The 25,080-nt window shown below is 67.2% G+C and carries 24 protein-coding genes; 4 read left to right on the top strand and 20 right to left on the bottom strand.

Annotated elements, in window-relative coordinates; translation table 11 throughout:
- Positions 1-35: 35 nt before the first annotated feature.
- From FHS47_RS05625 to FHS47_RS05565, 13 genes are all read right to left on the bottom strand, one after another.
- On the bottom strand, positions 36-365 hold the full coding sequence (locus FHS47_RS05625; protein ID WP_167024104.1) for a hypothetical protein: 330 nt from the start codon (positions 363-365) through the stop codon (positions 36-38).
- Positions 362-691 carry a hypothetical protein gene (locus FHS47_RS05620; protein ID WP_167024101.1) on the bottom strand — a complete coding sequence of 110 codons (330 nt, stop codon included), beginning with the start codon at positions 689-691 and terminating at the stop codon, positions 362-364. Before FHS47_RS05620 ends, FHS47_RS05625 begins: the two co-directional genes overlap by 4 nt.
- Positions 692-701: 10 nt before the next feature.
- The gene (locus FHS47_RS05615; RefSeq protein WP_167024098.1) at positions 702-1,112 is read right to left on the bottom strand and encodes a hypothetical protein; all 411 of its coding nucleotides are present in this window, start codon (positions 1,110-1,112) and stop codon (positions 702-704) included.
- A 31-nt stretch (positions 1,113-1,143) separates the two neighbouring features.
- Positions 1,144-1,323, bottom strand: a complete 180-nt coding sequence (locus FHS47_RS05610) for a hypothetical protein (protein ID WP_167024095.1) — start codon at positions 1,321-1,323, stop codon at positions 1,144-1,146.
- Positions 1,323-1,763 (bottom strand): hypothetical protein, encoded by a 441-nt coding sequence (locus FHS47_RS05605; RefSeq protein ID WP_167024092.1) that lies wholly within the window; start codon positions 1,761-1,763, stop codon positions 1,323-1,325. Before FHS47_RS05605 ends, FHS47_RS05610 begins: the two co-directional genes overlap by 1 nt.
- Before the next feature lie 6 nt (positions 1,764-1,769).
- Positions 1,770-2,030, bottom strand: a complete 261-nt coding sequence (locus tag FHS47_RS05600) for a hypothetical protein (protein WP_167024090.1) — start codon at positions 2,028-2,030, stop codon at positions 1,770-1,772.
- A gap of 69 nt (positions 2,031-2,099) precedes the next feature.
- Positions 2,100-2,777 (bottom strand): DUF2589 domain-containing protein, encoded by a 678-nt coding sequence (locus tag FHS47_RS05595; protein WP_167024087.1) that lies wholly within the window; start codon positions 2,775-2,777, stop codon positions 2,100-2,102.
- Between the two features lie 68 nt (positions 2,778-2,845).
- Positions 2,846-3,364, bottom strand: coding sequence for a DUF2589 domain-containing protein (locus tag FHS47_RS05590; protein WP_167024084.1), 519 nt, complete (start codon positions 3,362-3,364; stop codon positions 2,846-2,848).
- 3 nt (positions 3,365-3,367) lie between these two features.
- The gene (locus tag FHS47_RS05585; RefSeq protein WP_167024083.1) at positions 3,368-3,928 is read right to left on the bottom strand and encodes a glycosyl hydrolase 108 family protein; all 561 of its coding nucleotides are present in this window, start codon (positions 3,926-3,928) and stop codon (positions 3,368-3,370) included.
- A 452-nt stretch (positions 3,929-4,380) separates the two neighbouring features.
- Complete coding sequence (locus FHS47_RS05580) at positions 4,381-5,034, bottom strand: response regulator transcription factor (RefSeq protein WP_167024080.1); 654 nt, start codon at positions 5,032-5,034, stop codon at positions 4,381-4,383.
- Positions 5,035-5,505: 471 nt separating this feature from the next.
- On the bottom strand, positions 5,506-6,837 hold the full coding sequence (locus FHS47_RS05575; protein ID WP_167024077.1) for a replication-associated recombination protein A: 1,332 nt from the start codon (positions 6,835-6,837) through the stop codon (positions 5,506-5,508).
- 66 nt (positions 6,838-6,903) lie between these two features.
- Positions 6,904-8,244, bottom strand: a complete 1,341-nt coding sequence (locus tag FHS47_RS05570; RefSeq protein WP_167024074.1) for a DUF3999 family protein — start codon at positions 8,242-8,244, stop codon at positions 6,904-6,906.
- The gene (locus FHS47_RS05565) at positions 8,234-10,924 is read right to left on the bottom strand and encodes a DUF2339 domain-containing protein (protein WP_167024071.1); all 2,691 of its coding nucleotides are present in this window, start codon (positions 10,922-10,924) and stop codon (positions 8,234-8,236) included. Before FHS47_RS05565 ends, FHS47_RS05570 begins: the two co-directional genes overlap by 11 nt.
- A gap of 113 nt (positions 10,925-11,037) precedes the next feature.
- On the opposite strand from FHS47_RS05565, the gene FHS47_RS05560 reads away from it, so the two are divergent.
- Complete coding sequence (locus FHS47_RS05560; RefSeq protein ID WP_167024068.1) at positions 11,038-14,037, top strand: sensor histidine kinase; 3,000 nt, start codon at positions 11,038-11,040, stop codon at positions 14,035-14,037.
- Here the strand turns inward: FHS47_RS05560 and FHS47_RS05555 are convergent.
- The 5 genes from FHS47_RS05555 to FHS47_RS05535 form a co-directional block, all read right to left on the bottom strand.
- Entirely contained in the window at positions 14,016-14,915 is a 900-nt protein-coding gene (locus FHS47_RS05555; protein WP_167024065.1) for a DUF3472 domain-containing protein, read from the bottom strand. The two genes, FHS47_RS05560 and FHS47_RS05555, sit on opposite strands and share 22 nt — an antisense overlap.
- 102 nt (positions 14,916-15,017) lie before the next feature.
- The gene (gene lolA, locus FHS47_RS05550; RefSeq protein ID WP_167024062.1) at positions 15,018-15,665 is read right to left on the bottom strand and encodes an outer membrane lipoprotein chaperone LolA; all 648 of its coding nucleotides are present in this window, start codon (positions 15,663-15,665) and stop codon (positions 15,018-15,020) included.
- 30 nt (positions 15,666-15,695) lie between these two features.
- Entirely contained in the window at positions 15,696-16,124 is a 429-nt protein-coding gene (locus FHS47_RS05545) for a hypothetical protein (RefSeq protein WP_167024059.1), read from the bottom strand.
- A 6-nt stretch (positions 16,125-16,130) separates the two neighbouring features.
- Positions 16,131-18,410 carry a DNA translocase FtsK gene (locus tag FHS47_RS05540; protein WP_208381807.1) on the bottom strand — a complete coding sequence of 760 codons (2,280 nt, stop codon included), beginning with the start codon at positions 18,408-18,410 and terminating at the stop codon, positions 16,131-16,133.
- Between the two features lie 97 nt (positions 18,411-18,507).
- A complete protein-coding gene (locus tag FHS47_RS05535) occupies positions 18,508-19,572 on the bottom strand; it encodes an alanine dehydrogenase (RefSeq protein ID WP_167024054.1) in 1,065 nt (354 codons plus the stop codon).
- Between the two features lie 174 nt (positions 19,573-19,746).
- Between FHS47_RS05535 and trxB the strand changes: the two genes are divergently transcribed.
- The 3 genes from trxB to aat are packed head-to-tail and all read left to right on the top strand — an operon-like array spanning position 19,747 to position 22,587.
- The gene (trxB, locus tag FHS47_RS05530; protein WP_167024051.1) at positions 19,747-20,709 is read left to right on the top strand and encodes a thioredoxin-disulfide reductase; all 963 of its coding nucleotides are present in this window, start codon (positions 19,747-19,749) and stop codon (positions 20,707-20,709) included.
- Between the two features lie 28 nt (positions 20,710-20,737).
- Complete coding sequence (locus FHS47_RS05525; protein ID WP_167024047.1) at positions 20,738-21,871, top strand: GNAT family N-acetyltransferase; 1,134 nt, start codon at positions 20,738-20,740, stop codon at positions 21,869-21,871.
- Positions 21,868-22,587, top strand: a complete 720-nt coding sequence (gene aat, locus FHS47_RS05520) for a leucyl/phenylalanyl-tRNA--protein transferase (protein ID WP_167024044.1) — start codon at positions 21,868-21,870, stop codon at positions 22,585-22,587. The genes FHS47_RS05525 and aat overlap by 4 nt, the downstream gene beginning before the upstream one ends.
- A 139-nt stretch (positions 22,588-22,726) precedes the next feature.
- Here the strand turns inward: aat and FHS47_RS05515 are convergent, their stop codons facing one another.
- Positions 22,727-24,151 carry a DHA2 family efflux MFS transporter permease subunit gene (locus FHS47_RS05515; RefSeq protein ID WP_167024041.1) on the bottom strand — a complete coding sequence of 475 codons (1,425 nt, stop codon included), beginning with the start codon at positions 24,149-24,151 and terminating at the stop codon, positions 22,727-22,729.
- Positions 24,152-24,205: 54 nt separating this feature from the next.
- The gene (locus FHS47_RS05510; protein WP_167024038.1) at positions 24,206-25,066 is read right to left on the bottom strand and encodes a pseudouridine synthase; all 861 of its coding nucleotides are present in this window, start codon (positions 25,064-25,066) and stop codon (positions 24,206-24,208) included.
- Positions 25,067-25,080: the final 14 nt, after the last annotated feature.

Below are 25,080 nucleotides of genomic sequence, written 5' to 3'. Positions count from 1 at the left end.
GCTGCCATCGGTATCGGCCTTTTGGCAGGGGGTGCTCAGGACGCGGACGCTTCTTCGTGCCCTTCCGACGGGGTCGCCCCGCGGCGGCTGCGCGAGGTTTGCCAGATCCGGAACACCAGCAGCCCGCCCGTTCCGAAATTCGCCACCAGCTCACCGGGCCATACATGGCCGTAGTCGATGTTCTGGAATCCGAAGATGGCGCCGAGCATGCCCGCCACGTTCACCAGCGCGCCGGCGGCCAGCAGTGCATGGCAGGCGCGCAGCAGCCGGTGAAAGCGGCGGTCGGTCAGCAACCACACGGCGCTGATGGTCACCACCACGTTGCATGCCAGGTTGCTGTATAGATAAAACGCGCCGTCGTTCATGGGCGATTTCCTCCGGTAAAACGGTCGATCACACGGTTGGCCAGGGATTCGCCCTGGGTATCGATGAGCCGCTGCACGATCATCGTTACCCGAAGGCCGAAGCAGCCGATGAGGAAGGAAACGCCGGCGTGTATTTCCGCCGGCGAATCCGGAAGGAAGCGTTCTTCCAGCGCGGGCGCGAGGAAGATCGCCAGCATGGCGCCGCATACCACTTGCACCACGGCGCGCTTGCGCGAAGGCTCGTTGCCGAGCGCCACCGGAAGGATGGCGCCGCCGATCGCCGCCAGCAGGAGCCAGAAGCGGGTGAAGAGCAGCACGGTGTCCATGGCGGTTGCCTCAGGGGCTCGGCTTCGACGCGGGACGCAGCTTGCCGGCCCACTTGCCCTTGCCGATCGTGCCGTTGGTGGCAAACGCAATGGCGATAACCTTGCCGTCCGCGTCCGGCGTGAGCACGAAGGTCACATCCTCCAGGCCCTGGCAGAACATGCCGCCGCCGGTCGAGGTACCGAAGGTGTACGTCAGGCTCGACGCATCAGCGCCGCGGACGATGGGCACACTGCAGCGGTACGGCGACCCGAAGTGCACGCTCGAGTCGCTGAAACGGACTTCCGCGTCCACGGTGTTGAGGTTCTCGCGCTTGAGCGTGCCTGACCAGACGCCCTCCGGGTCCTTGGCGAAGGCCGCGGCAGGCAGCAGGAGGCAGATCAAGGCGGCGGCGCCCAGGGCCTTTACGTTACGCGTATACATGGTGGTCTCCCTTACGTTGTGGATGGCACGGCTACGCCGGAAGGCGCAGCCATACCGCGATGCCGGCAAGGCCGGCGAAAACGAGCAGAAACAGCACGAAACCGAGAATCCACGGACGGAGGCGGCTCGGCCGTTTCGGCGGTTCGTCCAGACAGGCGATGAGCGCGCGCTCCCACTCGGGCGATACGCGCAGGCGCGACAGGCGTTCCATCAGCCGTTCCCTGCCAAGGGCAACGCCACGACGCGCCCGTCGATCGATACGTCCGGTTGCCACGCGTCGCTGGCGCGGAAGGCCACGCGCATGCGATGCAGCGCCCTCCTCCGGAACCACGTGCGGCGCGGCGGCGACAGGTCGATCACGAGGCCGCCGGTGCTGGTGCTGCCGCGCTCGTAGCGCAGGCGGCAATCGAATTCCACGGACAGCTCGGTGACCAGCGGCACGTGCGGGTCGCGGAACCAGTTCAGCGGAATCACCACCGATTCCAGCGGTGCATCGAAGGCGGAATCGCGCGGCACATCCACGTGCAAGGCCCGGTCGCCAGCGTCGCCCATCGCGTAGTGCATGAGGCGGCGCCGTCGTAGCGCCTCGTTGGCCGCCTCGACGGATACCCGCAGCGCGTACAACAACTGGTCGAAGGTGCAGGTCGCCATGGCCGCCTAACCTTCCGCCAGCCACACGGGCTTGCGCGGAAACCCCACGTGGTAGCAGAGCCACTGCATCACCACCTGGTGCTCGCCCAGCTGCAGCACGTTGAAGCACTTCTCGATGCCGATGATGCAACCCTTCGGCGTGTCGGTAAGGCAGCGGTTGAGCAACTTGCGTGCATCCTCGATCTGAGCCTCGCTGCTCATCTGGTTCGGGTTGTCGCTGCCAACAACCACGCGTTTCACGAACTTCACATCCGTCAGGTCGAACATCCTCTTCTCCCGGAAAGAATCGCGACGGCCGGATGGACGCCGCGACAGGTGCGTGGAGCGAAGCGCGAATTAACCGTTACCGTTGGGCGGCGGCGTGTTGTTGTTGACTGGGGGCGTGGTGTCGATGGCCGGCACCGGGGTCGGAGGGCTGACCCGGCGGGGCGCGCAAGCGGTCTGCAGAATGTCCATGACGCGGGCAAGGCCTTCCGGCATGCCGTTGTCCTCGGCGTGAACTTCCACGTGGTACTTGGCCGAGTTGTCGGACGTGCGCGTGTTTTCCTTGTGGGTCGCGACCGAACCGGACACGTGCGCGGTGGCCTTGAAGATGCCCCAGCCGATGGACATCTCGGCACCGAATTCGCCCTTCTTGTCTTCGCTTTCCACCTGGCTGAAGGACGACTTCACTTCCATGTCGAAGGTGATATCCACCTTCGTGACGCTGAGATTGGGCACTTTCACGATAGCGAGCAGCGGCACCTCCAGTTCCACGTCTTCTTCCGCGATGCCACCGGCATTGGTGGGATCATCGACGGGGCGCTTGAAGCGGAACTGCGCGGTACGGGTGGCACCCACGCCATTGGGATCGTTCGCGGCCGGCGGCATGAAACCGATGACCTTGATGAAATCCGCGGTGGCCTGGGCCAGCTTCACCTGCGCTTCGCACGCGGCGGTGAGCGGCGAGCCGATCAGGTCGCCCATGGGCAGACCCTTGAACTGGCTGGATAGATTGACGAGTTCGTCAGCCATGATGTGACTCCTTCCGATGTTTGACGCGACGCGCGACATGCACGCCGCGGTTCAATGCGGTCGACCCCTCAGTCGCCCGGTGTGAACGTCTTGAAGACCCCTTGCGTCTGCGCCAGGTGGTTCATGAGACGGGTGGCGCCATCGGTGGGCTCGCTGCCTTCCACGCGCAGCACCACGTGCACGTTGCCCGTGCGGCGGTCCTTCCCGCCCGCGCTGGGGTCCACGCTCAGGTGCGGACGCGCGGCGGGTGGCTTGCCCTTCCAGTTGGGATCGATGTGCTGCTCGGCAGGCACCTCGCCTTCCACCAGCGGACCGATGTCTGCGTCGAAGGTGATCTCCACGTCCTTGATGCGCAGCACGTTGGTCGATACCAGCGGCAGCAACGGTGCGCGGTAGAGGTCTTCGTCGGCCTCCCCCGCCTTGGGGTGCAGCGAAGGCATGCGGATCACCACGCTCTTCGGCCGGTTGTCCTCGTCGAAGAAGTCGCTGAGGCGAGACATCTGGTGCTGCTCGATGCGGTCCTGCGCGTCCACCACCGCGCCGGCGATGGCTTCGATCAGGGTGTTGAGTGAGGTCTGCGCGGCCATGGGTCACGCGCCTCCCTTCGGTGCGGACACGGTGTCCGGAAAGGAGTCCACCCGCGCGAGCCAGCCCTTCAGGAACTTGCCCAGCGGCGGCCGCTGCGCCACGAGGTTGTTGTAGTAGTCCTTCCGGCCCTGCTTATAGGCGCTGTACAACTTCTGCGGATCGGCAGCGGCGATGGCGGCCAGCGTGCCGGGGCCGATGGCGCCGTCGACGGCAAGCTGTGGCTTCGCGCCCAGGTTGTTGAGCACACGTTGCAGCAGGCGCGAGGCATTGGCACCCGCGTTCACCTGGAAGTCGAACACGATGTTCGCAAGTTCCTGCGGCTGAAGCTTGTCGCCGCACACCTTGTCCCAGTAGAGCGCCTTGTAGATGGTGCCGGCCTGCGCGTCGGTGAGGTTACGCAGGTTGTCGAGGGTGGGCGCGATGCCCAGCAGGCTTTGCGCGCACTGCTTGAACGTGGCGAGCGTCACCCCCTTGTTGGTCGCACCACCGGGATCGACGGGGTCGTTGACGAAACCACCTTCGTGTTTGAGCAGTGTGGGAAAGAAGCTGTTGAAGTCGGCCATTGCGGTGCACTCCTGGTTCGGCGCGGTGGCGCCGGCCGATGTACTTTCCGCTTGGGCTCTCCGGTCGAGGATCGGTGAAATCCTGATTAGGTTGCATTGGCTTGCTGAAGTGCCTCGTCATTCCCGCGAAGGCGGGAATCCAGTGACTCACCGCGTCGATGTGGAACGAGGCGCTGGATCCCTGCTTTCGCAGGGATGACGAGCGATGGCCTCCGTCATTCCCTCGAAGGCGGGAATCCAGTGACTCATCGCGTCGATGTGGAACGAGGCGCTGGATCCCTGCTTTCGCAGGGATGACGAGCGATGGCCTCCGTCATTCCCGCGAAGGCGGGAATCCAGTGACTCATCGCGTCGATGTGGAACGAGGCACTGGATCCCTGCTTTCGCAGGGATGACGGATGTATGGGATGACGGGCGTTTGGGGATGCCGGGCGCGTGGGATGACGAATGCGTCAGGGTTCCAGCGTCGTCAGCCCTTCGCGCAGGGCATATCGCGTGAGCTGGGCGATGCCGCTGATGCCCAGCTTCGCCATGATGTGCTCCCGGTGCGTGCCCACCGTCTTCACGCTCACGTGCAGGCGTTCTGCGATATCGCGTGCGCTGAAGCCTTCGGCGAACAGCTGCGTCACCTCCCGCTCGCGCGCGCTCAAGGCTTCGCCTTGCGCGAAGGCCGGCCCGTCGTTGCGGCGCAATCCGCCTACCAGGAGATGGGCGATATCGGGGCTTATGAAGTAGCGCGAACGCATCACGCTCTCGATAGCCTCGTTCAGCACGCCGAAGCCGTCACGCTTCAGCACGTAGGCGTGTGCGCCGGCATCGAATGCCGCCTTCACCCAGCGCGCGTCTTCGTAAGCGGAGAGGCATAGCAACCGCGTATGCGGACACCGCGGTGCGATGCGGCGAATGGCCTCGAGTCCGCTCAGACCGCGCAAGGCGCAGTCGAACACGATAAGCCCCGGCTGGCAGCGCAACGCACTGCGCACGCAGTCGCGCCCGTCGGCCATGCTGCCGATCACTTCGTAGCGTGCCGAGCCTGCCAGCAACGAGGCTACGCCTTCCCTCAACAAGGCCTGTTCGTCGGCCAGAAGGACGGTCACTCGCGTCATGCGGCACCCCCCATGGACGACGCCGCGGGTACACAGCGGAAGCCACCGCCACGAAGGGCGGTGGCGCGGTCTTGGGCATGCATCCTGGACCCCCTACCCTTGTCTGCTCCCAAGCCGGCAGACCGCGCCGGCTCCCCGGCCGCCGGGCTCTCCCGGCGGCCGCCTCAAGGCGTCCTGCCGTCAGAGATTCCCCATGCCGCCGGCGATCGCGCCGGCACCGCCGCATCTGCCCTTTCCGTGCGTACGGCCAGCGCTCCGGGTGATGGAATGGTGGTGCCACGCGATCAGGATCGTCGACATCTCGGTGCTGCTCCCGGTGGATGGAAGGGCCACGGTATGTCGCGACGCGTGCGCGCCGTATCGGCTAAATCCTGATTCTTCGCACCTGCCGCGCGTAATGCGGCAGGTGTCGCCCCGGCAACGCAGACGCGTGGCCTTCGCGTGCTCGTGTCCTTCACTCGCCGCGCGTCGTCACTCTTTCCTGTCGCGGGCTGCGGCGCGGGCGGCACGTAGCGCATCGAGCTTTTCGCGAAGCTTCAGCTCCAGGCCGCGATCGACGGGCTCGTAGAAGGTCGTTCCCACCAACTCGTCGGGCAGGCACTGCTGGCCGAGTGCCACGCCGCCTTCCACGTCGTGGTCGTATTGGTATCCGCTGCCGTAACCCAGCCCCTTCATGAGCTTGGTGGGCGCATTGCGCAGGTGCATGGGAACGTCCAGGCTTCCCATCTGCTTCACGGTGGCGCGCGCCTTGTTATAGGCCATGTAGGCGGCGTTGCTCTTCGGCGAGATAGCCAACCAGATCGCCAGCTGCGCAAGGCCGAGTTCGCCTTCCGGACTGCCGAGGCGCTCGTAGGTATCCCAGGCGTCGAGAGCCATGCGCCATGCGCGAGGCTCGGCAAGGCCTACGTCTTCCACAGCCATGCGGGTCATGCGGCGGGCGAGGTAGAGCGGATCGCAACCGCCGTCCAACATGCGCGTGAGCCAGTACACGGCGGCATCGGGGTCGGACGAACGCACCGACTTGTGCAGCGCGGATATCTGGTCGTAGAACTGTTCACCGCTCTTGTCGAACCGGCGCGTGCGGTCCGCCAATACCTGTTCGAGGGTGGCGTCGTCGATGCGTCCGTCTTCCGCCAGCTCGGCGGCGATTTCCAGCAACGTGAGCGCGCGGCGCACGTCGCCGTCGGCGGCGCTCGCGATCAGCTTCAGCGACGCCTCGTCCACGGAAAGGCCGAGTTCGCCCAGGCCACGCTCGCTGTCGGCAAGCGCCCGATGCAGCGCGGCCACGATGTCGTCGGCACCCACCGCGTCGAGCACGTGCACGCGACAGCGCGACAACAGCGCGGAGTTGAGTTCGAACGACGGGTTTTCGGTGGTGGCGCCGACGAAGATGATGACGCCACGTTCGATATAGGGCAGGAACGCGTCCTGCTGCGCCTTGTTGAAGCGGTGCACCTCGTCCACGAACAGCACCGTCCGCCGCCCTTGCGCGAAGTTGCCTTCCGCTTCCGCCAGCGCCTTGCGCACGTCCGGCAGGCCGCTCATCACCGCGGAAATGGCCCGGAAGTCGGCATCGGCATAGCGCGCGACAAGCAGGGCAAGCGTGGTCTTGCCGCAACCCGGCGGCCCCCACAGGATCATCGAATGCACCCGCCCGGCTTCGAGCGCGCGGCGTAACGGCTTGCCTTCGCCCACCACGCGCTGCTGGCCCACGATCTCGTCGAGCGCGCGCGGACGCATGCGCTCGGCCAGGGGTTTCAGGGCTTCGGGTTCGGCAAAGAGGCCAGGGGGCTGGAAGGACATGGCGCCAGGATCAGTCGACAAGCGGCCATTATCGCCCTTCCGGCGTGCAGGGTGCCTCAACGGCCCTCAGGCCTTCGGTTTCCGCAGCAGACTCACGGCCATGGCCGCCACCGCGGCCGCGCCCAGCAGCAACACCACCCATAGCAGGGGGCGGGTCCAGTCGAACGGCGCCGCGGCCGCATCCAGCGCCTTGCTGCCGTCGAGGATGCGCACGCTGGCGGTGGCCGCCGGTTCGGGACGCCATGCCGGGCCGCCATCCTTGCGCAGCGCCACGATGGCGTCCGCGATCGGCCATGCCGCGCGCCGGCCCAGGTGGCTGCCCACCAACAGGCGGTAAGGCGCGTCGCCTTCCGGAAGGAAGACGATGCGGTCCGCCTGCCATTCCACCAGCAGGTGGGGCGGCTCGCGCAGGGGCGTGGCGGAATGCAGGCGCAGAACCTCGCGCCGGCCACGCGCCACCTCCAGCGGACGGCCGTCGCCGCCACCCTGCGAGGTGACCACGAGGGTGCCCAACTGCCGCCCGGTCATCGCGCCCTCGATGGCGATGGCATCGAAGCGTGCCACGGCATCGCCGTTGCCCAGCTTCGCGCGCAGCGCCGTCACCGGCAGTGCCGCCGGCAACCGGTAGTCGTAATCGACCCCCTGCCCGCTCTGCGTCGTGTTCGCTGCGGACAGTTCGAGCCAACGGCGCGGCGATTGGTCTATGGCGGCAGCATCTTCCACCGTGCCGGAGAGGGTCACCTTCGCCGTCGTTCCAGCCACCCAAGGCGCTTCGCCCCGGGCCACGTGCACGCGGTAATAGCGTGCCGGTGCACCTTGCAGTTTCACCACCCGCGCATCCACCGCGCCGTCGCCCCTGCCTAGCGTGACGACGGTGGCGCCGCGAACCAATGGCATCCAATCCTGGAGGTTGGCGCTGGCGTCGATATCGATGCGCAGGTCCGCGTCGCGGTCGAACGGCGCGAACTCCAGCCGTTCGGCAGCAACCGGCTGGCGGGCATCGAACAACCAGTCGCTCGGTGCCCCGGCGACGGCCGCGGCGCCCGGTTCGATCAGAATGTCGCCGTTGGTGCTTCGCTGGATGCGCGCCCCGGCCACACCACCGGCACTCGGCGGCACGGCCAGCAGGGGTGCATCGAGTGTCGCGGGATGCGCCGTGGGCGTTGCGGGAGCGTACAAACCCGCAGCCACCTGGCGGTCATGGGCATCCACCACCACGACGTCGCCCAGGCCCGCATCGGTGCTTGCCCAGGCGTAGGCGTCCTGTGGCAGCTCCACGACGTAAGCCTTGGCGCCCGGCTTCGCCTCGAGCGAGTACGCCACGGCGAACGACGGCGGCGTGTCCGCTCGCGCGGTGAAGACACCAAGGCCGACGATCAGCAGGCAGGCACGCCATTCACGACGCATGCGAAGACTCCGTAGATTCCGCCGTCGCCGCCCGGGGCGGCGCGGGTGCGAGATAACCGATAACGGTGCAAAGCAGGCCATAGGCCATGAACGAACCGATGCCGAACAGATTGCCCAGATGCTCGCGGTCCACCAGCAGAAGCTTCAGCAGCACCAGCGCCATGGTGGCGGCGCCGGCCAACCAGAGCAGTCGCTGGCCACGCTTCGAGCCCAGTACCCACGCCACCACGCCGATCGCGCTCCACACCACGGTAAGCGACAGTTCGGCGAGGCTGGATCCCGCCATCGCGCCGTTCCACGGCACGCCACCGAGGTGGTGCACGGCGCGCAAGGTCGTGCTGGTCGCCAGGACGAAGAAGATCGCAGCAAGTGCCGCCGGGCGCGCCGAACGAAGGCCACGCGGCATGGCATCGTCCGACAGCGCGCGTGCCACGAAGAGCAGCACCGCCACCAGCAGAAGATCCACGGGATTGAGCACGGGAATGAAGGTCAGGGGCGAGGCACTTCCCGCCGCGCCGAGTGCAACGACACCCACCACCAGCATGGCCAATGCGGCCAGTGCACCGACGGCGTAACGAATGTCGCGCGCATGCATTGCCAGCGGCGAAACCAGCACGCGCACACCCCATAGCACCAACGCTGCCAGCACGAGGGTCGGCAACGACTGCGCCAACTGGTGCCAGCCGTCGCCGAGCCGCGCCGACGCGTCCAGTGCAAGGGCAATGGAAACCGTGAACACGGCCAGCCAGCGTCCCCACCACAGCGTGCTGGACGCCACCGCCGCGACGCGGTGCGCGGCCACCCCGCGCAAGGCCAGCCAACCGGTGGCCGCCATGACCGCCACGCTCACGAGCGGCCAGCCGGTCATCCATTGGACGCCCGCGTTCGCGGCTTGCAGGATCACGATCAATCCGCCGAACAGAAAGGTCGGCACGCCGAAGGCCAGCACCACGCCGAGGTCCAGCTTGCGCGCCGCCGGGCATGCCAGAGCGAGGGGCACCGCGGTCACCGACAACAAGGCGAGCCAGCATGCCGCTTCCGGCGCCGGCTGGAATACGAAGGCATCGATCTCGTTCGCGAACGCCACCAGCCACCAGAGCACGGCCCACGCCAGCAGGCCGACACGCGCCACGCTGGACACGCCGCGCGAGGTGCCATGTTTGTCGAACTGCCACACGCCCGCGCTGGCACCAGCCACAAGCAGCAATGCACCGATGAAAGATGCATTGAGCAACGGCGTATCCGAGCGATGCACATCGAATACGGCGGCGATCACCCAAGCCACGCCGGCGGCCAGTTGCAGGAACACGCCGGCCCAACGCGGCAGGCGACGGCCCTGGCGGAATCCGAGCCAGATGAGGCCGGCGCCTTCCAGCGCGAATACGCTGGCGGTGACGCTTGCGCTCAAGGCAAGCGGCACGGCGATGGTGGCGAATGCCACGGCCAGCACCGCCCATGTTTCGCGCAGCAGCGACATGTCGTCGCGCCGACGTATGGCGAACGCCACGGCCACGTAGATCACGGCGGCCACCAGCGCGGAGAACGCGAGCGGAAGCGGCCGCCAGTCGAGCAGCGCACCTTGCAGCAACAGGCAGGCGATGGGGTTGCCGAACATCAGGCAGCCGTCGAGGATCGCGGCGCCCCGTTTCGGCGAGCGCAGCACGTGCAACCAGGGCACGGCGAGGTACAGGAGGAAATGCAGGACGAGGAAGGGCTCGGTGCTGGCGAACAGTTCCGGCCGATAGCTGAGCACACCCCATGCAGTGCCCACACCGAACGTCGCCACGAAACCGAGCACGTTGAGCACGCGCCATGCGCGCTTCCACGCGATGCCGAGAATACCGAGGTTGAGCACGGCGTAGTACGAGAACAACGCCACATGGTTGCCCTCGCCGGTGGAGGCGATGATCGGCGCGGCGAATCCGGCCACCAGGCCAAGAACGGCAAGCGCCATCGCATCCTGCAGTACGGCAAGCACGCCGAGCGCACCGACGAAGACGATCAGCAGGGCGAAGGTCCACCCGGCCGGCAGCAGGCCGTACATGCGGTAGGCGGCGAACACCGTCATCACGAGGATGCCGATGGCACCACCCTGCAACGACAGCGCGAAGGCGCGCCGCTTGTCGCGTTGCCACCAGCCGAAGGCGACGCCGATGATGGCAGCCAGGGCCACGAGGGCCAGACGCACGGATATCGGCACACGCAGCAGCCCGGTATCCGCCGCGTACTTGAGGAACGCGGCGATGCCGGCGAACAGCACCAGCATGCCCACCTTCACCGGCACGTTGCCCTCGGTGAACCAGCGCTTGATGCTGGCCGCCAGGCGCTCCGCGAACGTCGGGCCGACCGGTATCGGACGGGGTGGCGGAGCGATCGGCGCGCTGACCGGCGCTCGTTCCGGTACGGGTGGAATGGGCGCAGGTCGAGGCGGCGGGGGTGGCGGAGGCGGCGCTTCATGCGCGGCCGCTTCGGGCACCGGGATGCGCTGCGGCGACGGCGCCGCGGCGGCGGCCGCGGGGCGTAGCGCATCGAGAAGGCGCCGCGTGTCGTCGAGGTCGCGCCGCAATTGCGATGTACGCCCCCAAAGGAAACCGATGGCAAAGCCGGCGATGCCGCCCGCGATGCCCTCCCCCACGAAGGCGCCGATCACCGCTCCGACGATAGCCCACACCAGATACATGTCCTTGCTCCCCGATACATCCGTTGTCCGGACAGAGTCTGGCATGAACCGCCGCGACGTAGCAGCCGCGTCAGGTTCCTCGCCAACGGCGAACGAACAGGCGATCATGCGCCATGCCCTTCGTCTGTCGCTTCGCGTTCTTCATCGTTGCGCTGGTCTGCTGGAGCGCGACGGTACGCGCGACCGACCCGCAACGCACGCTTGCACAATTGCATCACACCGCCTTGCGCGGGGAAGACGGCGCGCCCGGCGGCGCGACCCACATGGCGCAGACGGAAGACGGCTGGCTCTGGCTGAGCACGCGGATGGGCCTCTACCGCTACGACGGCTTCATGTTCGAAAAGATCGACCTGCTGCCTCCGGGCGACAACGGCACCGAAGCCACCTGGGCCGTCTACGCCGCACCGGGCGGCGATCTCTGGGTAAGCCGGGCCGATGGCGGTGCGGCGCGGGTTAGGCACGGCGACGTCATGCTGTACGGCGCTGCCGAGGGGCTGCCCGACCACATGGCCATCGACGGGTTCGCCAGCGACGGCGAGGGTCGCCTGTGGGCCTCGACGGAGACCGGGCTCTACCGGTTCGACGGCACGCGCTGGAACGACGTCTCCGCAGCGTCGGGCATACCGGACGAAGTGGGCGAATTCTTGGAAGACGCACGGGGGAACCTGTGGGTGGCGACGACGAAAGCGATCTACGTCCTGCGCAAGGGAGCCGCGCGCTTCGAGGACATCGGGATAAAGAACGTCTCCCCAGAACACCTGTTCAACCATCCCGACGGCAGCGTGTGGCTGCGTACGGATACGGGCGTCCGTCCCCTGCCGAACGAGTGGGGCCGCCCTTTCCCGCATGCTGCGCCGCGCCGTGCCAACAGCAGCACCACCGTCTTCGACCGGGACGGCAACCTGTGGACGGTGGCCTGCCAGGCGAACCTCTGCCGCATGGCGGGCAAGGACGTGAACGCCGGCACGAGCGGCGAGGTGGGCGACCCGGGGGTGCAGGAATACAGCGAAAACCTGGGCATGACCTCGCCTGCGACCATGAGCCTGATGGAAGATCGCGACGGCCACATATGGGTCAGCACGAAGGTCGGCCTCGACACATTCCGCGACAGCTGGATGTCGCGTGTGCGCTTCCCCAGGCTCGAGGTGTACTTCGCCCTCGTGGAGGACGGCCAGGGGCGCACCTGGACCGGCACGGCCGCACGCGCCGCCAACCCCGACAGGCTCTGGCAACTCACGCCCGCCCCGGTTCCGCTGCCGGGGTTCGTGGGCACGGTGAATTCGGCCTTCCGCGACGTGGACGGCAACGTGTGGCTCGGCGGCAGCGGCAAGCTCTGGCATATGCGCGACGGCGTTCCCGCCCGCGTCGCGCTCCCGGCCGACGTCGAGGCGCGCGGCACCATCGTCCAGGCGATCGCGCGCGACGGCGCGGGCCGCCTGTGGATATCGCTGCGCCTTCGCGGCCTCTACATGCAGGTCGACCAGCGCTGGATGCCGGCTTCCACCGTGGCGGCGTTCCCTCCCCTCGCCCCCGCGACGATTCATATCGATCCTGCCGGCAGGGCGTGGTTCGGCTACCTCGACGGCACGATCGCGATGCTCGACGGCACGACGTTACGCCGCTTCGGTGCCGCCGAGGGCCTGCGCCAGGGGCCGATCGTCTCCATCGCCACGATCCGCGGAAGCATCGTCGTGGGCTCCGAGCGCGGTTTGACGATCTTCGACGGCGAACGCTTCCGGCAGGTGGCGGCGCAGCCAGCCGGGCGCCTCGATTCCATTGCAGGCATCGTGCAAAGCCAGGACGGTTGCGTCTGGGCGTACGGCATCGCCGGTGTCGTCCGCTTCAGCCAGGAGGCCTGGGCCGCCGTGCTGCGCGACCCGTCCGCACCGGTAGCCACGCGCCTGCTCACGATGGAGGACGGCGCACCCGGCCCCGTGCAACTGGTGCGCCCGTTGCCGACCGTCCTCGCCGCCAGCGATGGCCGCCTGTGGTTCGCGGGATCGCAAGGCCTCGCGTGGCTGGACCCGCGTCGGCAACCGCCATCGCCGTCGCCACCGCCCGTGGTCATCCGCTGGGCGGCAGCAGGAGGCACCGTGTTCCAGCCGGGCGCACCTGTGAAACTGCGTGAGAACCGCGACCTGCGCGTGGCCTACACGGCGCTCGCGCCGAGCCAGCCTCGCGGGCTTGTTTTCCGCTATCGCCTCGAAGGCAGCGACCTTGCCTACCAGGACGCCGGCCCGCGGCGCGAAGCCATCTACACCGACCTGCCGCCGGGCCAATACACCTTCCATGCCGAGGCCTCCTACGACGGCACGCACTGGAGCCATTCGGATTCGCTCGCGGTAACGGTGGCCCCACGCCTTTTCGAGCGCACGGGCTTCAAGGTGCTCTGCGCGGTCTTTCTCGCCGCGCTTATCTGGCTGGCGCACCGTTGGCGGGTTCGGCTGCTCACGCGACGTCTGCGCTGGCGTCTGGACGAACGCCACCGCGAGCGGGAGCGCATTGCCCGCGAATTGCACGACACCCTGCTGCAAGGCGTGCAGGGGCTGATCCTGCGGTTCCAGGCCTTTGCCGATGCCCTGGCGAAAGAGGACCGTCACCGCGCGGCGCTGGAACGAACCATCGAACGCGCGGAAGCGCTCCTGGTCGAGGGGCGCGACCGGGTGAAGGGGTTGCGCGACCGTGCCGTGGACGAAGGCTCGCTCGAACAACGGCTCGCGACCCTCGGCGAAGACATGGATCTGCCGCTGCATCTTTCGCCGCCTTCGGGCCGACGACGCCCGCTGAATCCCGTTGTCGTGGATGAGGTGCATGCCATCGTGCGCGAGGCCGTGCTCAATGCCGCGAAGCACGGCCGCGCCAGTTCGGTTCGCGTCACCGTCGAGTACGCGTTCCGCTACCTGCAGATCTGGGTGCGAGACGACGGTGACGGATTCGATACCGCGACGGTCGCAGGTGGCAATCACTTCGGCCTCGTGGGCATGCGCGAGCGCGCTGCGCGCATCGGGGGCCATCTTCGGGTCGTCTCGATGCCGCACAAAGGCGTGGCGGTGCGACTCAGGATTCCCGGCCGCGTCGCCTTCGCACGGCGTCAGCAGACGAAGCCGGCATAGCCGTCGTTCGAATCATGGTCGAAGATGTCCTCGACGACGACGTGTACGTGGTAATTGCCGCGCAGACCGGAGATATCCATCGTAACTTCGTGGATGTGGGGCACCCTCACCCGCTCCGTCGCCCAGACCCGGCTGTCCTCGTCTTCGATCCAGATGCGGGCGCCGAGTTGCGGCGGCGCGGAAGCGAGGACCGTCCAGCGCACCGTGAGTTCGCCCTGGTTGGGCATCGCCGTCACATGGGTAACCATCGCATTCGCGTCGGCCGGCTCGGGCTTCGCTTCCGATTGATCCAGCGGCTTTTCCCAGCCTTGCCCTGAGAGCATGCGGAAATGTCGGTAACAGACGTCCGACGCCCGCTGGAACCGCTCCAGAACATGGGTGCAGGTGGTTCCGCAAAGCTTGAGGTTCGCACCGGGCACGGTGGCCGTCAGGCAGTGCATCCACGTGGATTGCGCATGGGAATAAATGAATATCGCTGCGTGGGTCACATCCTCCCACGGCACGTAGCATCGCCTGACGGCCAGCCCATACCATTGGCCGGGAGTCCAAGGCATCGGATGCGACGCGCACGCGCCGGTGCCCTCGCCGCCGAAGTGCGACCAGCGCAGGTCCGGAGCGCCGTATTCGAGTTCGACCTCGGGCGGAAGCGAGGGATCGGTGTCCGCAAGGTTCCAGATGGCACAGATCTTGTCGTGGCGGAAAACGACGCCACCGATGACCTTCCGTCCCAACCGGAAGATGTGCGTGACGTCGCCCCGGGTGGGGATCACCTGCTCCACGTAGAGCAAGTCGGCGCAGTTTCGCGCGAACGTCGCGGCGAGGACCTGGTTGGAGTCCGGAACCTGGGCGGCCTGCGTTGCCACGGCGAACCTCGTCATTGAAGTCGTTATCCCGACCTTAGATCGCGTGGCAAAGGCCCTCAAGGGCCGTCGCAGCGTCGTTACGGCAAGTTCGCTTCTCGCCGTTTGACCAACCGACGATTACTTCGCAGGCTGCGTCTGGATCACGGGTGCATCGCCGATCACGTCCGTGCCTTGCGGCGGCACAAAGGTGAACGTGTCCGGCGGCAGGTCGACGTTACGCTTCCAGCCCGCGAAGTCGATCCGCGTGGTGTTGCCGAGCTGATCGCGGAACACCATGCGGGCGAGGCCGCCGACGTCGAAGCCGAGATCGGCGTATTCGAACTGCGGGTCCTTGCCGGTGGACGTGAGGCGCAGCCATTGCAGGCCGTCGCGCTCGCCCTGCTCGGACACCTTGAAGTCCTTGTCGAGCAGCGAGAGGTCGGTGAGCACGGTGAGCGGGCTTTGCGCTTCCTCGCTGCTCTGCTTGCGGACGGTGACCTGCTCAAGATCGGGATCGTAGAGCCACACGCGGCTGCCGTCGGCCACGATGGTCTGCTTGTACGGTGCGGTGGTTTCCCAGCGGAATTGCCGGGGCGCCTGCAAGGCCATGGTGCCCGAGCTGGTCTTGCCCTGGTCGCCGTTGGCGTTGGACATGGTCTGGCTGAAACGGCCCGTCAGCGAATGCATGCCCTTGGCGAACGCGTCGAGTCGCTCGCGCGCCGGGCCCGCGGCGAAGGCAGGCAGGCTGAGCAGGGAAAGCGTCGCGGCAAGCAGGAAACGTTTCATGGGCGGGTTCCGTTGGGTTCGGCGCGATTGTCAGCGATCGGTTTCGAACAGCGACTTAAGCATGTCGATGGCTTCCGAGGGTGTGATCTCGCCGGATTCCATCTTTTCGCTGATGTCGGCAATGGCCTTGCCGTCCTTGTGCCAGAACGGCGCGTCGCGGGTGGCGGTATGCACGGGCCGGGCGTCCTGCCCCAGCACGGCGATCTCCGCGATCTCCGGCTGCTCGGCGAAGATCACCTCCAGGGCGTCGTCCACGCCGGCCGTATGGCCGCTGGGGTAATCGCGGGTGACGAAGCACGCGCGGCCGTCGTCGGCGCGCAGCTCCAGCCCGGGGATGGAAGGATTGAGCTCGAAGATGCTTTCGACTTCGTCCAGCACCTCGGGGTTGGGCGTGAGGTCGCCGGTGACGAGCAGGCCCCAGGGGCGCTGGCGGAGCGCGCCCGGCTTCATGGCGTTCATGCGGAATCAGTCCTTCGGGGGCGGCGGCGCAAGCACTTCGCGGTTGCCGTTGTGCTGCGGCGCGCTGACGATGCCGTCCTGCTCCATCTGCTCGACGAGGCGGGCGGCGCGGTTGTAACCGATGCGCAGGTGGCGCTGCACGCCGGAGATGGACGCGCGGCGCGTTTCGGTGACCACGCGCACGGCGCGATCGTAGAGCGCGTTGTCGCTGTCGCCATCGCCGTCGGCGTCCTGCGGCAGGCCGGCGTCGTTGATGATCTTGCCGTCGGCGGTGGACTGCACTTCTTCCAGCACGCCTTCGATGTAATTCGGGGAGCCCTGCGCGCGCAGCCACTCCACGACGTTGTGCACTTCGTGGTCGTCCACGAAGGCGCCGTGCACGCGTTCGGGCGTGGCGGTGCCCGGCGGCAGGTAGAGCATGTCGCCGTGGCCCAGCAGCGCTTCGGCGCCGGACTGGTCGAGGATGGTGCGCGAATCGATCTTCGAGGACACCTGGAAGGCGATGCGCGTGGGAATGTTCGCCTTGATGAGGCCGGTGATGACGTCCACCGAGGGGCGCTGCGTGGCAAGAATGAGGTGCACGCCCGCGGCGCGCGCCTTCTGCGCGAGGCGCGCGATCAGTTCTTCCACCTTCTTGCCGACGATCATCATCATGTCGGCGAACTCGTCGATGATGATGACGATGTGCGGCAGTGCTTCCAGCGGCTCGGCGACCATGCCCGGCATGTCGGGGTTGGCGCGGAACAGCGGATCGAGCAGCGGCTGGCCGTTGTTCTCGGCGTCCTTCACCTTCTTGTTGAAGCCGCCGAGGTTGCGCACGCCCACCGCCGCCATGAGCTTGTAGCGGCGTTCCATCTCGGCCACGCACCAGCGCAGCGCGTTGGCGGCTTCCTTCATGTCGGTGACCACCGGCGCCAGCAGATGCGGGATGCCCTCGTAAACCGAGAGCTCCAGCATCTTCGGATCGATCATGATCATCCGGACGTCTTTGGGGCTGGACTTGTACAGCAGGCTCAGCACCATGGCGTTCACCGCCACGGACTTGCCGGAACCGGTGGTGCCCGCCACCAGCAGGTGGGGCATCTTCGCGAGGTCGGTGACCACGGCCTTGCCACCGATGTCCTTGCCCAGGGCGAGCGCAAGCGGCGACTTCACCTGGTCGTAGCGCTCGGAACGCAGGATCTCGGAAAGGTAGACGATCTGCTTCTTGGTGTTCGGGATTTCCAGGCCGATGACGTTCTTGCCCGGAATGACGTCGACCACGCGCACGCTGACCACGGAAAGGCCGCGTGCAATGTCCTTGTCCAGGCTGGACACCTGGCTGCCGCGCACGCCCGCGGCGGGTTCGAGTTCGAAACGGGTGATGACGGGGCCCGGATAGACACCGACCACACGCGCCTCGACGCGGAAATCCTTGAGCTTCAGCTCCACCTGCCGGGAAAGGACTTCGAGGGTTTCCTCGGAATAACCCGGCCCCTGCGGCGGCGCTTCGTCGAGCAGCGACAACGGCGGGATTTCGCCGTCCATCGAGGCGCCCGTGAACAGCGGAATCTGGTTCTCGCGCGTGGCGCGTTCGCTCTTCACCACCATCGGCGTGGGGGTTTCGATGCGCACGGGCTCGCGTTTGGCCTGCTTCACCGCCTCGGCCTTCTTCACCACCTCGCGCTCGGCGCGGGCGGAACGTGCGGCCATGACATCGGGAGCGCGGCGCAGCTTGCCGCCAAGCCAGCCCCCGAAGCGCATGACCAGTTCGCCCGTGGCGTCCATCAGGCGGAACCACGAAAGCCCGGTGGCGAGGGTGATGGCGATGAGGCACACGGCGAGCAGCAGCAGCGGCGCGCCCTTGTCGCCGAAGGCATTGTGCAGGCCGTGGCCCACCCACTTGCCCACGATGCCGCCGGGACCTTCCGGAAGCACCACCGAATCGACGTTCAGGTAGACCAGCGCCGGTGCGGTGATGAAGAAGAAGACGAACCCGATGAGCCGCAGCGACGGCTCCCACGGTTGCACGTTGCGCTCGCCGCGATGGCGGATCACCTGGATGCCCAGCGCCAGGAGCAGCAACGGGAAGCCGTACGACACCAGGCCGAAGATGTACCTGAGCAGGTTGGCGATGTTCGCGCCGACCGCGCCACCGAAGTTGGTGGCATGGTCGGCGACGCCCATGTGGCCCCAGCTCGGGTCCTGGTCGTTGTAGCTGAGCAGGCAGACGAGGAGGTAAAGGGCGAGCGGGAGCAGGAGCAAGGCCCCTGCTTCACGCAGGCGGCGCTTGAGCTCGTCGCTCAAGCCCTCCCGCTGGGCCTTGACCTGCGCCCTCGCCTGCTTCTTTACGACTTTCGCGCTTCGCGCCACTAACGAACGACCTCGGTCCCGGTTTTCGGCATCATGCCATGCCCTGGAGGGCCGGGTGCACGATCTTGCCGTTCTCGATGTTGATGCCCGCGGCCAGCGGGGCGTAGTCGCGCCACTCGTTGCCGCCAGCCAGGCGCTGCACGTACGGCAGGATGGCGGCGGAAATGGCGGTGGAGGAGGTCTGCGGCACGGCGCCCGGCATGTTGGTGACGCAGAAATGCGTCACGCCGTGCACGTCGTAGGTGGGTTCCTTCCAGGTGGTGGGACGCGAGGTCTCGAAGCAGCCGCCCTGGTCGATCGAGATGTCGACGAGCACGGAGCCCTTCTCCATCGTCTTCACCATGTCTTCGGTGACCACGCGCGGCGCCTTGGCGCTGGGAATCAGCACGGCACCGACCACGATGTCGGCGTTGCGGACTTCCTCGGCCACCGACGACTCGTAGGCATACAGGGCGGTGACGTTCGGGCCCAGGGCCATCATTTCGGCCATGCGGTCCGGGCGCTTGTCGAACACCACCACGTTGGCACCGGCCGATGCGGCCAGCGCGGCGGCATTGCCGCCGGCGGCGCCGGCGCCCAGCACCACCACCTTGCCGCGCGGCGTGGAAGCCATGCCGCCCAGCAGCTTGCCCTTGCCACCGTTGGGCTGGTGCAGCAGCGTGGTGCCGATCTGGGTGGCGATGCGGCCGGCGATGACGGACATGGGCAGCAGCAACGGCAGCGCGCCGTTCTCGTCGACGGACTCGAAGGCCACGCCGGTGAGGCCGATGTCGAGCAGGCTCTTGGTGAGCGCGGGCTCGGCGGCCAGGTGCAGGTAGCAGAACAGGAGGTGGTGCTTCTTCAGCAGCGCGAGGTCGCCCGCGATCGGCTCCTTGACCTTGACGATCAGCTCGCCCTTCTCGTAGACGGCGGCGGCGTCGGGCACCACGGTGACACCCAGCGCGGCGTAGTCGGCATCCGCGTAGCCGCTCTTGGTGCCGGCACCGGCCTGGATGAACACTTCGTGCCCGCGGCGAACGAGATCGGCGGCGGCGGCCGGAACGAGGGCGACGCGGCCCTCGAGGGTCTTGGTTTCGGAGGGAATACCGATGCGCATCTTATGGAGGATCCTGAAAGTACAGAATAAAGCCGGCCCGTGGGGACGGACCGGCGGCCGTCGTTGAGGCGCACGTCTTGAATCGCACCCGCGTCTTCCCCATTCTCCCGGGTCGACAACGTCCCTCTCGGACCGATACGACTTAACGCGCCGCAGTAAACCCAAGGATTATACATGAGCACCCCCAAGCACAGCCGCCTGCTGATCCTCGGCTCGGGCCCCGCCGGCTACACCGCTGCGGTGTACGCCGCCCGTGCCAACCTGAAGCCCACGATGATCACGGGCCTGCAGCAGGGCGGACAGTTGATGACCACCACCGAGGTGGACAACTGGCCCGGCGACGAGAAGGGCGTGCAGGGTCCGGAACTGATGCGCCGCATGGCCGAACACGCCGAGCGCTTCGAGACGGAGATGGTCTTCGACCACATCCACAGCGTGGATCTTTCCAACCGCCCCTTCCGCCTCAAGGGCGACAGCGGCGAATACACGGCCGACGCGCTCATCGTCACCACCGGCGCCACCGCCAAGTACCTGGGCATCGCTTCGGAAGAGAAGTTCAAAGGTCGCGGCGTGTCCGCCTGCGCCACCTGCGACGGCTTCTTCTTCCGCGACCAGGACGTGGTGGTGGTCGGCGGCGGCAACACGGCCGTGGAAGAGGCGCTGTACCTGTCCAACATCTGCCGCAAGGTCTACCTGGTTCACCGCCGCGACAAGCTGCGCGCCGAGAAGATCATGCAGGACAAGGTGTTCGAGAAGGCCGCCGCCGGCAAGATCGAACTGCTCTGGAACCACCAGGTGGACGAGGTGCTGGGCGACGACTCCGGCGTGAACGGCGTGCGGGTGAAGGACGTGAACACCGGCGCCAAGCGCGACCTGGACGTCCAGGGTTTCTTCGTGGCCATTGGCCACACCCCGGCCACGGGCATCTTCGAAGGCCAGCTCGAGATGAAGGACGGTTACATCCAGATCCAGTCGGGCCTGAACGGCATGGCCACCGCCACCTCGGTGCCCGGCGTGTTCGCGGCAGGCGACGTGGCCGACCACGTCTACCGCCAGGCCATCACCTCGGCCGGCTTCGGATGCATGGCCGCCCTGGACGCCGAGCGCTGGCTGGACCAGCAGCACCTGCTCGCCTGACGGCCGCCACGGTGTCGTGGGAAGCGGCATGACCGAGGTGCGCTTCCTCGACGGCCTCGGCGGCATTCCGGCTGCCGACTGGGATGCGCTCGTGCCCGACGGCAATCCCTTCGTGTCGCATGCCTTCCTGCACGGCATGGAGGCGAAGGGATGCCTGCGCGAGGACTACGGCTGGCAGCCCTACCATCTGGGGCTGTTCGAGGGCGGCCGGCTGATCGGCGCCGCACCGACCTACCTCAAGGGCAATTCGCACGGCGAGTTCGTGTTCGACTGGAGTTGGGCAGCCGCCTGGGAGCGCGCCGGCGGGGACTACTACCCGAAGCTCCTGGTCGCCTCGCCCTACTCGCCCGTGCCGGGCCCGCGCCTGCTGGTGCGCGACGGCGTCGGGGCGGAAGTCACGCGCAACCGCCTCACCGCCGCGCTGGTCGACGAGGCCGATCGACTCGGCCTCTCGTCGGTGCATGCGAATTTCCTGCCCGACGCCGATCTCGATGCCTTCGACGACCGCTGGCTGGCACGCTCGGATGTCCAGTTCCACTGGCATAACCGCGGTTACGCCGACTTCGACGCCTTCCTCGCCGCACTCACCGCGAAAAAGCGGAAGAACATCCGGCACGAACGCGCGCATGCGCATGCGGCCGGCCTCACGCTGGAGATGCGCGGCGGCGATACGTTGTCCGATGCCGAGTGGCGGCAGATCCACGCCCTTTACGAACTCACCTTCGACATGAAGGGCAACCACGCGGCGCTGACCGCGCGCTTCTTCCAGTACCTGGGCCGGACGATGGGACCCGGCGTGCAGGTGGCGCTCGCGCGCGACGGCGGCGACATCGTCGCCATGGCGCTGTTCCTGCGCAGCGGTGAGGCGTTGTACGGTCGCTACTGGGGCGCGAGCATCGAGGTTTCAGGGCTGCATTTCGAGCTGTGCTATTACCGCGGCATCGATTACGCCATTCGCGAGGGGCTCCATCGATTCGAACCGGGCGCCCAGGGCGAGCACAAGCTGGCCCGCGGCTTCCTGCCCACGCTGACGCATTCGCGCCACTACATCGCCCACGAAGGTTTCCGCCGTGCGGTCGCAGACGCGCTCCAGCAGGAAGCCGCCCATCGCGAGGCCTATCGGCAGGAACTCATGGCCCACTCGCCCTACGCCGACCGATGATCACGCTGCCGCAACTGCATCGCACGCGCGTGGGGCTCTTTCCGGACCCGGAATCGGCGCTGGCCGAGCCGAACGGCTTGCTGGCATGGGGCGGCGATCTCTCGCCCGAGCGGCTGCTTGCGGCGTACAGCCAGGGCATCTTCCCCTGGTTCAACGCGGACGAGCCGATCCTCTGGTGGTCGCCGGATCCGCGCTGCGTGTTCCGCACCGACGGCGTGCACATCAGCCGCAGCCTGCGCAAGCAGCTGCGCCGCTCGGGCTGGCGCGTCACGGCCGATACCTCGTTCGGTCGTGTGATGCGCGCATGCGCCGCCCCGCGCGCCGGCCAGCCGGGCACGTGGATCGGCAACGACATGATCGCCGCCTACGAGGAACTGCATCGGCGCGGGCACGCACACAGCGTGGAAGTGTGGGACCGGGGTTCGCTGGTCGGCGGCATCTACGGCGTGGCGGTGGGCCGATTGTTCTGCGGCGAATCGATGTTCAGCGCGCGCACCGGCGGTTCTAAGGCGGCCCTGGCCGCGCTATGCGGCCTGCTGCATGGCTGGGGCTTCCCCCTGCTCGACGCACAGGTGACGAACGATCACCTGCTGAGCATGGGCGCCATTGAAATCCCGCGTCGCGAGTTCGTGTCGCAGGCCCGGCGTCTGGCGGCCATGCCGGGGGTTGTGGGGCCGTGGGTCCGGTATCCCGTGGCCCTGCCCTCAATTTTGTAGCCGGCTTCGCTTGGGCTCAGCTTTGTGTGGGAGCCGCTTCAGCGGCGATTGGGTGCTCGCGGCAAGACGGCCCGCTGCCGCGGGATCGCCGGCATAGCCGGCTCCCACACAAAGCCAGGCTAAAGCAGGCTCCCGCGGCTCAGCGCGAGCGATGCCCGCTCATCTCCGCGCCTGCATTGCGGGGGAACAGCGCGCACACCGGCGCTGCGATCAGCGAGACGAGCGTGATCACGAGGAAGGCCACGCTGAAGTCGGTCAGCTGCGAGCTTTCGTGTCCGTGCCACGCCACCGACGCGTGCAACGACGCGGCGGCCACGCAGATGCCGAGCGAGAGCATCAGCTGCTGGAACGTCGAATAGAAACTGGTGGCGGCGGAGAAGCGTTCGCTCGGCACATCGGCATACGCCACCGTGTTGTACGCGCTGAATTGCAGCGACTGGAAGAAGCCGCTGAGCAACAGCACCGTGTAGATCGTCCACAACGGCCAGTCCGGCCGGAACGCCGCGCACAACGCCACGCAGATCATCGACAACACGCCGTTCCACACCATCGTGTTGCGAAAACCCCACTTCCGCAGCACTGGCGAAGCGGTGGCCTTCATCAGCATCGCCCCGAGCGCCGAAACAAAGGTGACCACGCCGCTGTGTGCGGCGGACAAACCGAATCCCAGCTGCATCATCAACGGCAGGAGGAACGGCATGCCGCCGGCGGTGATACGGGTGAGCGAGCCGGCCACCACCGAGAGGCGGAACGTGGTGAAACGCATCAGCGACAGATCGAGAATGGGATTTTCCACGCGCCGCGCGTGCCAGACATACAGCGCACCGGTGACGAGGCCCGTCACGACGAGGCCGGTGGAACCGTAGAGCGACGTGGCGCCATGGCTCGCCATTTCCAGGCCGAACACCAGGCAGGAAAGCGACGCTCCCGACAGCACGAATCCCAGCTTGTCGAAGCGCACTTTCTCGGACAGGCGGATGTCGGGCACGTAGCGTGACGCGAGCCACATGCCGGCGATGCCGATGGGCACGTTGATGTAGAAGATCCACCGCCAAGACGCCCAGGTGACGATGAAGCCGCCCAGCGGCGGCCCGACCACCGGCCCGATCAGCGCCGGCACCAGCAGCCACGACATGGCCGACACCAGCTCGGACTTCGGCACCGAACGCAGCAGCACCAGCCGTCCCACCGGCACCATCATCGCGCCGCCGATGCCTTGCAGCAGGCGCGAAAGCACCAGCAGGGGCAGGTTTCCGGAAACGCCGCACAGCACGGAACCCAGCGTGAAAAGCGCTATGGCGGCGCGAAAGACGTTGCGCGAGCCGTAGCGATCGGCGATGGCGCCGCTGGCGGGAATGAAGACGGCAAGGCTGAGCATGTACGACGTGAGCGCCACGCTCATGTGCAGCGGCGACACGTCGAACGATTCCGCCATGGCAGGCAAGGCGGTGGCAAGAATGGTGCCGTCCAACTGTTCCATGAACATCGCGCTTGCGATGATCAGGGCAACGGTGCGGAAGCCTGGGGCGGCGTTCATCCGGGGACGGGCAACGAAGAGGCGCATAGTTTGCGCCCGTCGGTGTGAAAGGTCGATCCCTGTCGCGCGCAGGGCGCGCTCCTACACCTGGCGTTCGCTGCGGAACGTTCGCGGTTCGCCGGTGAACGGATCCTCGAAGCGAAGCTCGCGGGCCAGCAGGCGCAGGGGATGAGCGAAGCCCGGAAGTTCTTCGCGCACGTCCGGATACACGGTGTCGCCGTCGATCGGCGCACCCAGCGCCGCCATGTGCACGCGGAGCTGATGCTTCCGCCCCGTGACCGGCTCCAGCCGATAGCGCCACAGACGATCGCCGCGCTCGATCACGTCGATACGCGTGCAGGCGTTTGGAGGCCCCGGCACCTCGCGCATGCGGAAGAACGGCTCGCCGCGTTCGAGCCGGCTCTCGTACACGAAGGGAAACGTGCGCTCGGGTAGCGGGGGCGCCAGCGCCTCGTAGATCTTTGCGATGGCGCGCTCGCGGAACAGCCGCGTATAGGCATCGCGACTGGAGGGCCGGGCGGAGAAGACCACAAGCCCCGCCGTGGCCCGATCGAGCCGGTGCAGCGCCACCAGGTCCGGATTCCCCAGCCGCCGCACGAGGCGCACCGACAACGTCTCCTCCACGTACTGGCCCGCGGGCATCACGGGAAGGAAATGCGGCTTGTCGGCCACCACGAGGTCGTCGTCGGCATAGACGATCGATTCCTCGAACGGGATGCGTTCCTCGTTCTCGACTTCGCGGCGATACGCCAGCACCGCCCCCGGCCGATACGGCGCCAGCCGGTGGACCACGATCCCGTCCACCGTCACCGCCCCCCGCGCCATCCGCCCGAGCCATGCCTCCCTGCCGACAGCCGGGAAGCGCTCGCAGAGGAAATCGAGCACCGACGGCCAGTTACCGGGTGGCAGCACGATGCGGCTGGTGGGCAAGTGAGTGACCATGCCGCATTGTGCGG

Origin of the sequence: Luteibacter sp. SG786 (assembly GCF_011759605.1) — a bacterium.
Classification (GTDB): domain Bacteria; phylum Pseudomonadota; class Gammaproteobacteria; order Xanthomonadales; family Rhodanobacteraceae; genus Luteibacter.
Note: the sequence above shows the minus strand (reverse complement) of the source record. Positions and strands in the feature narration are given on the sequence as shown.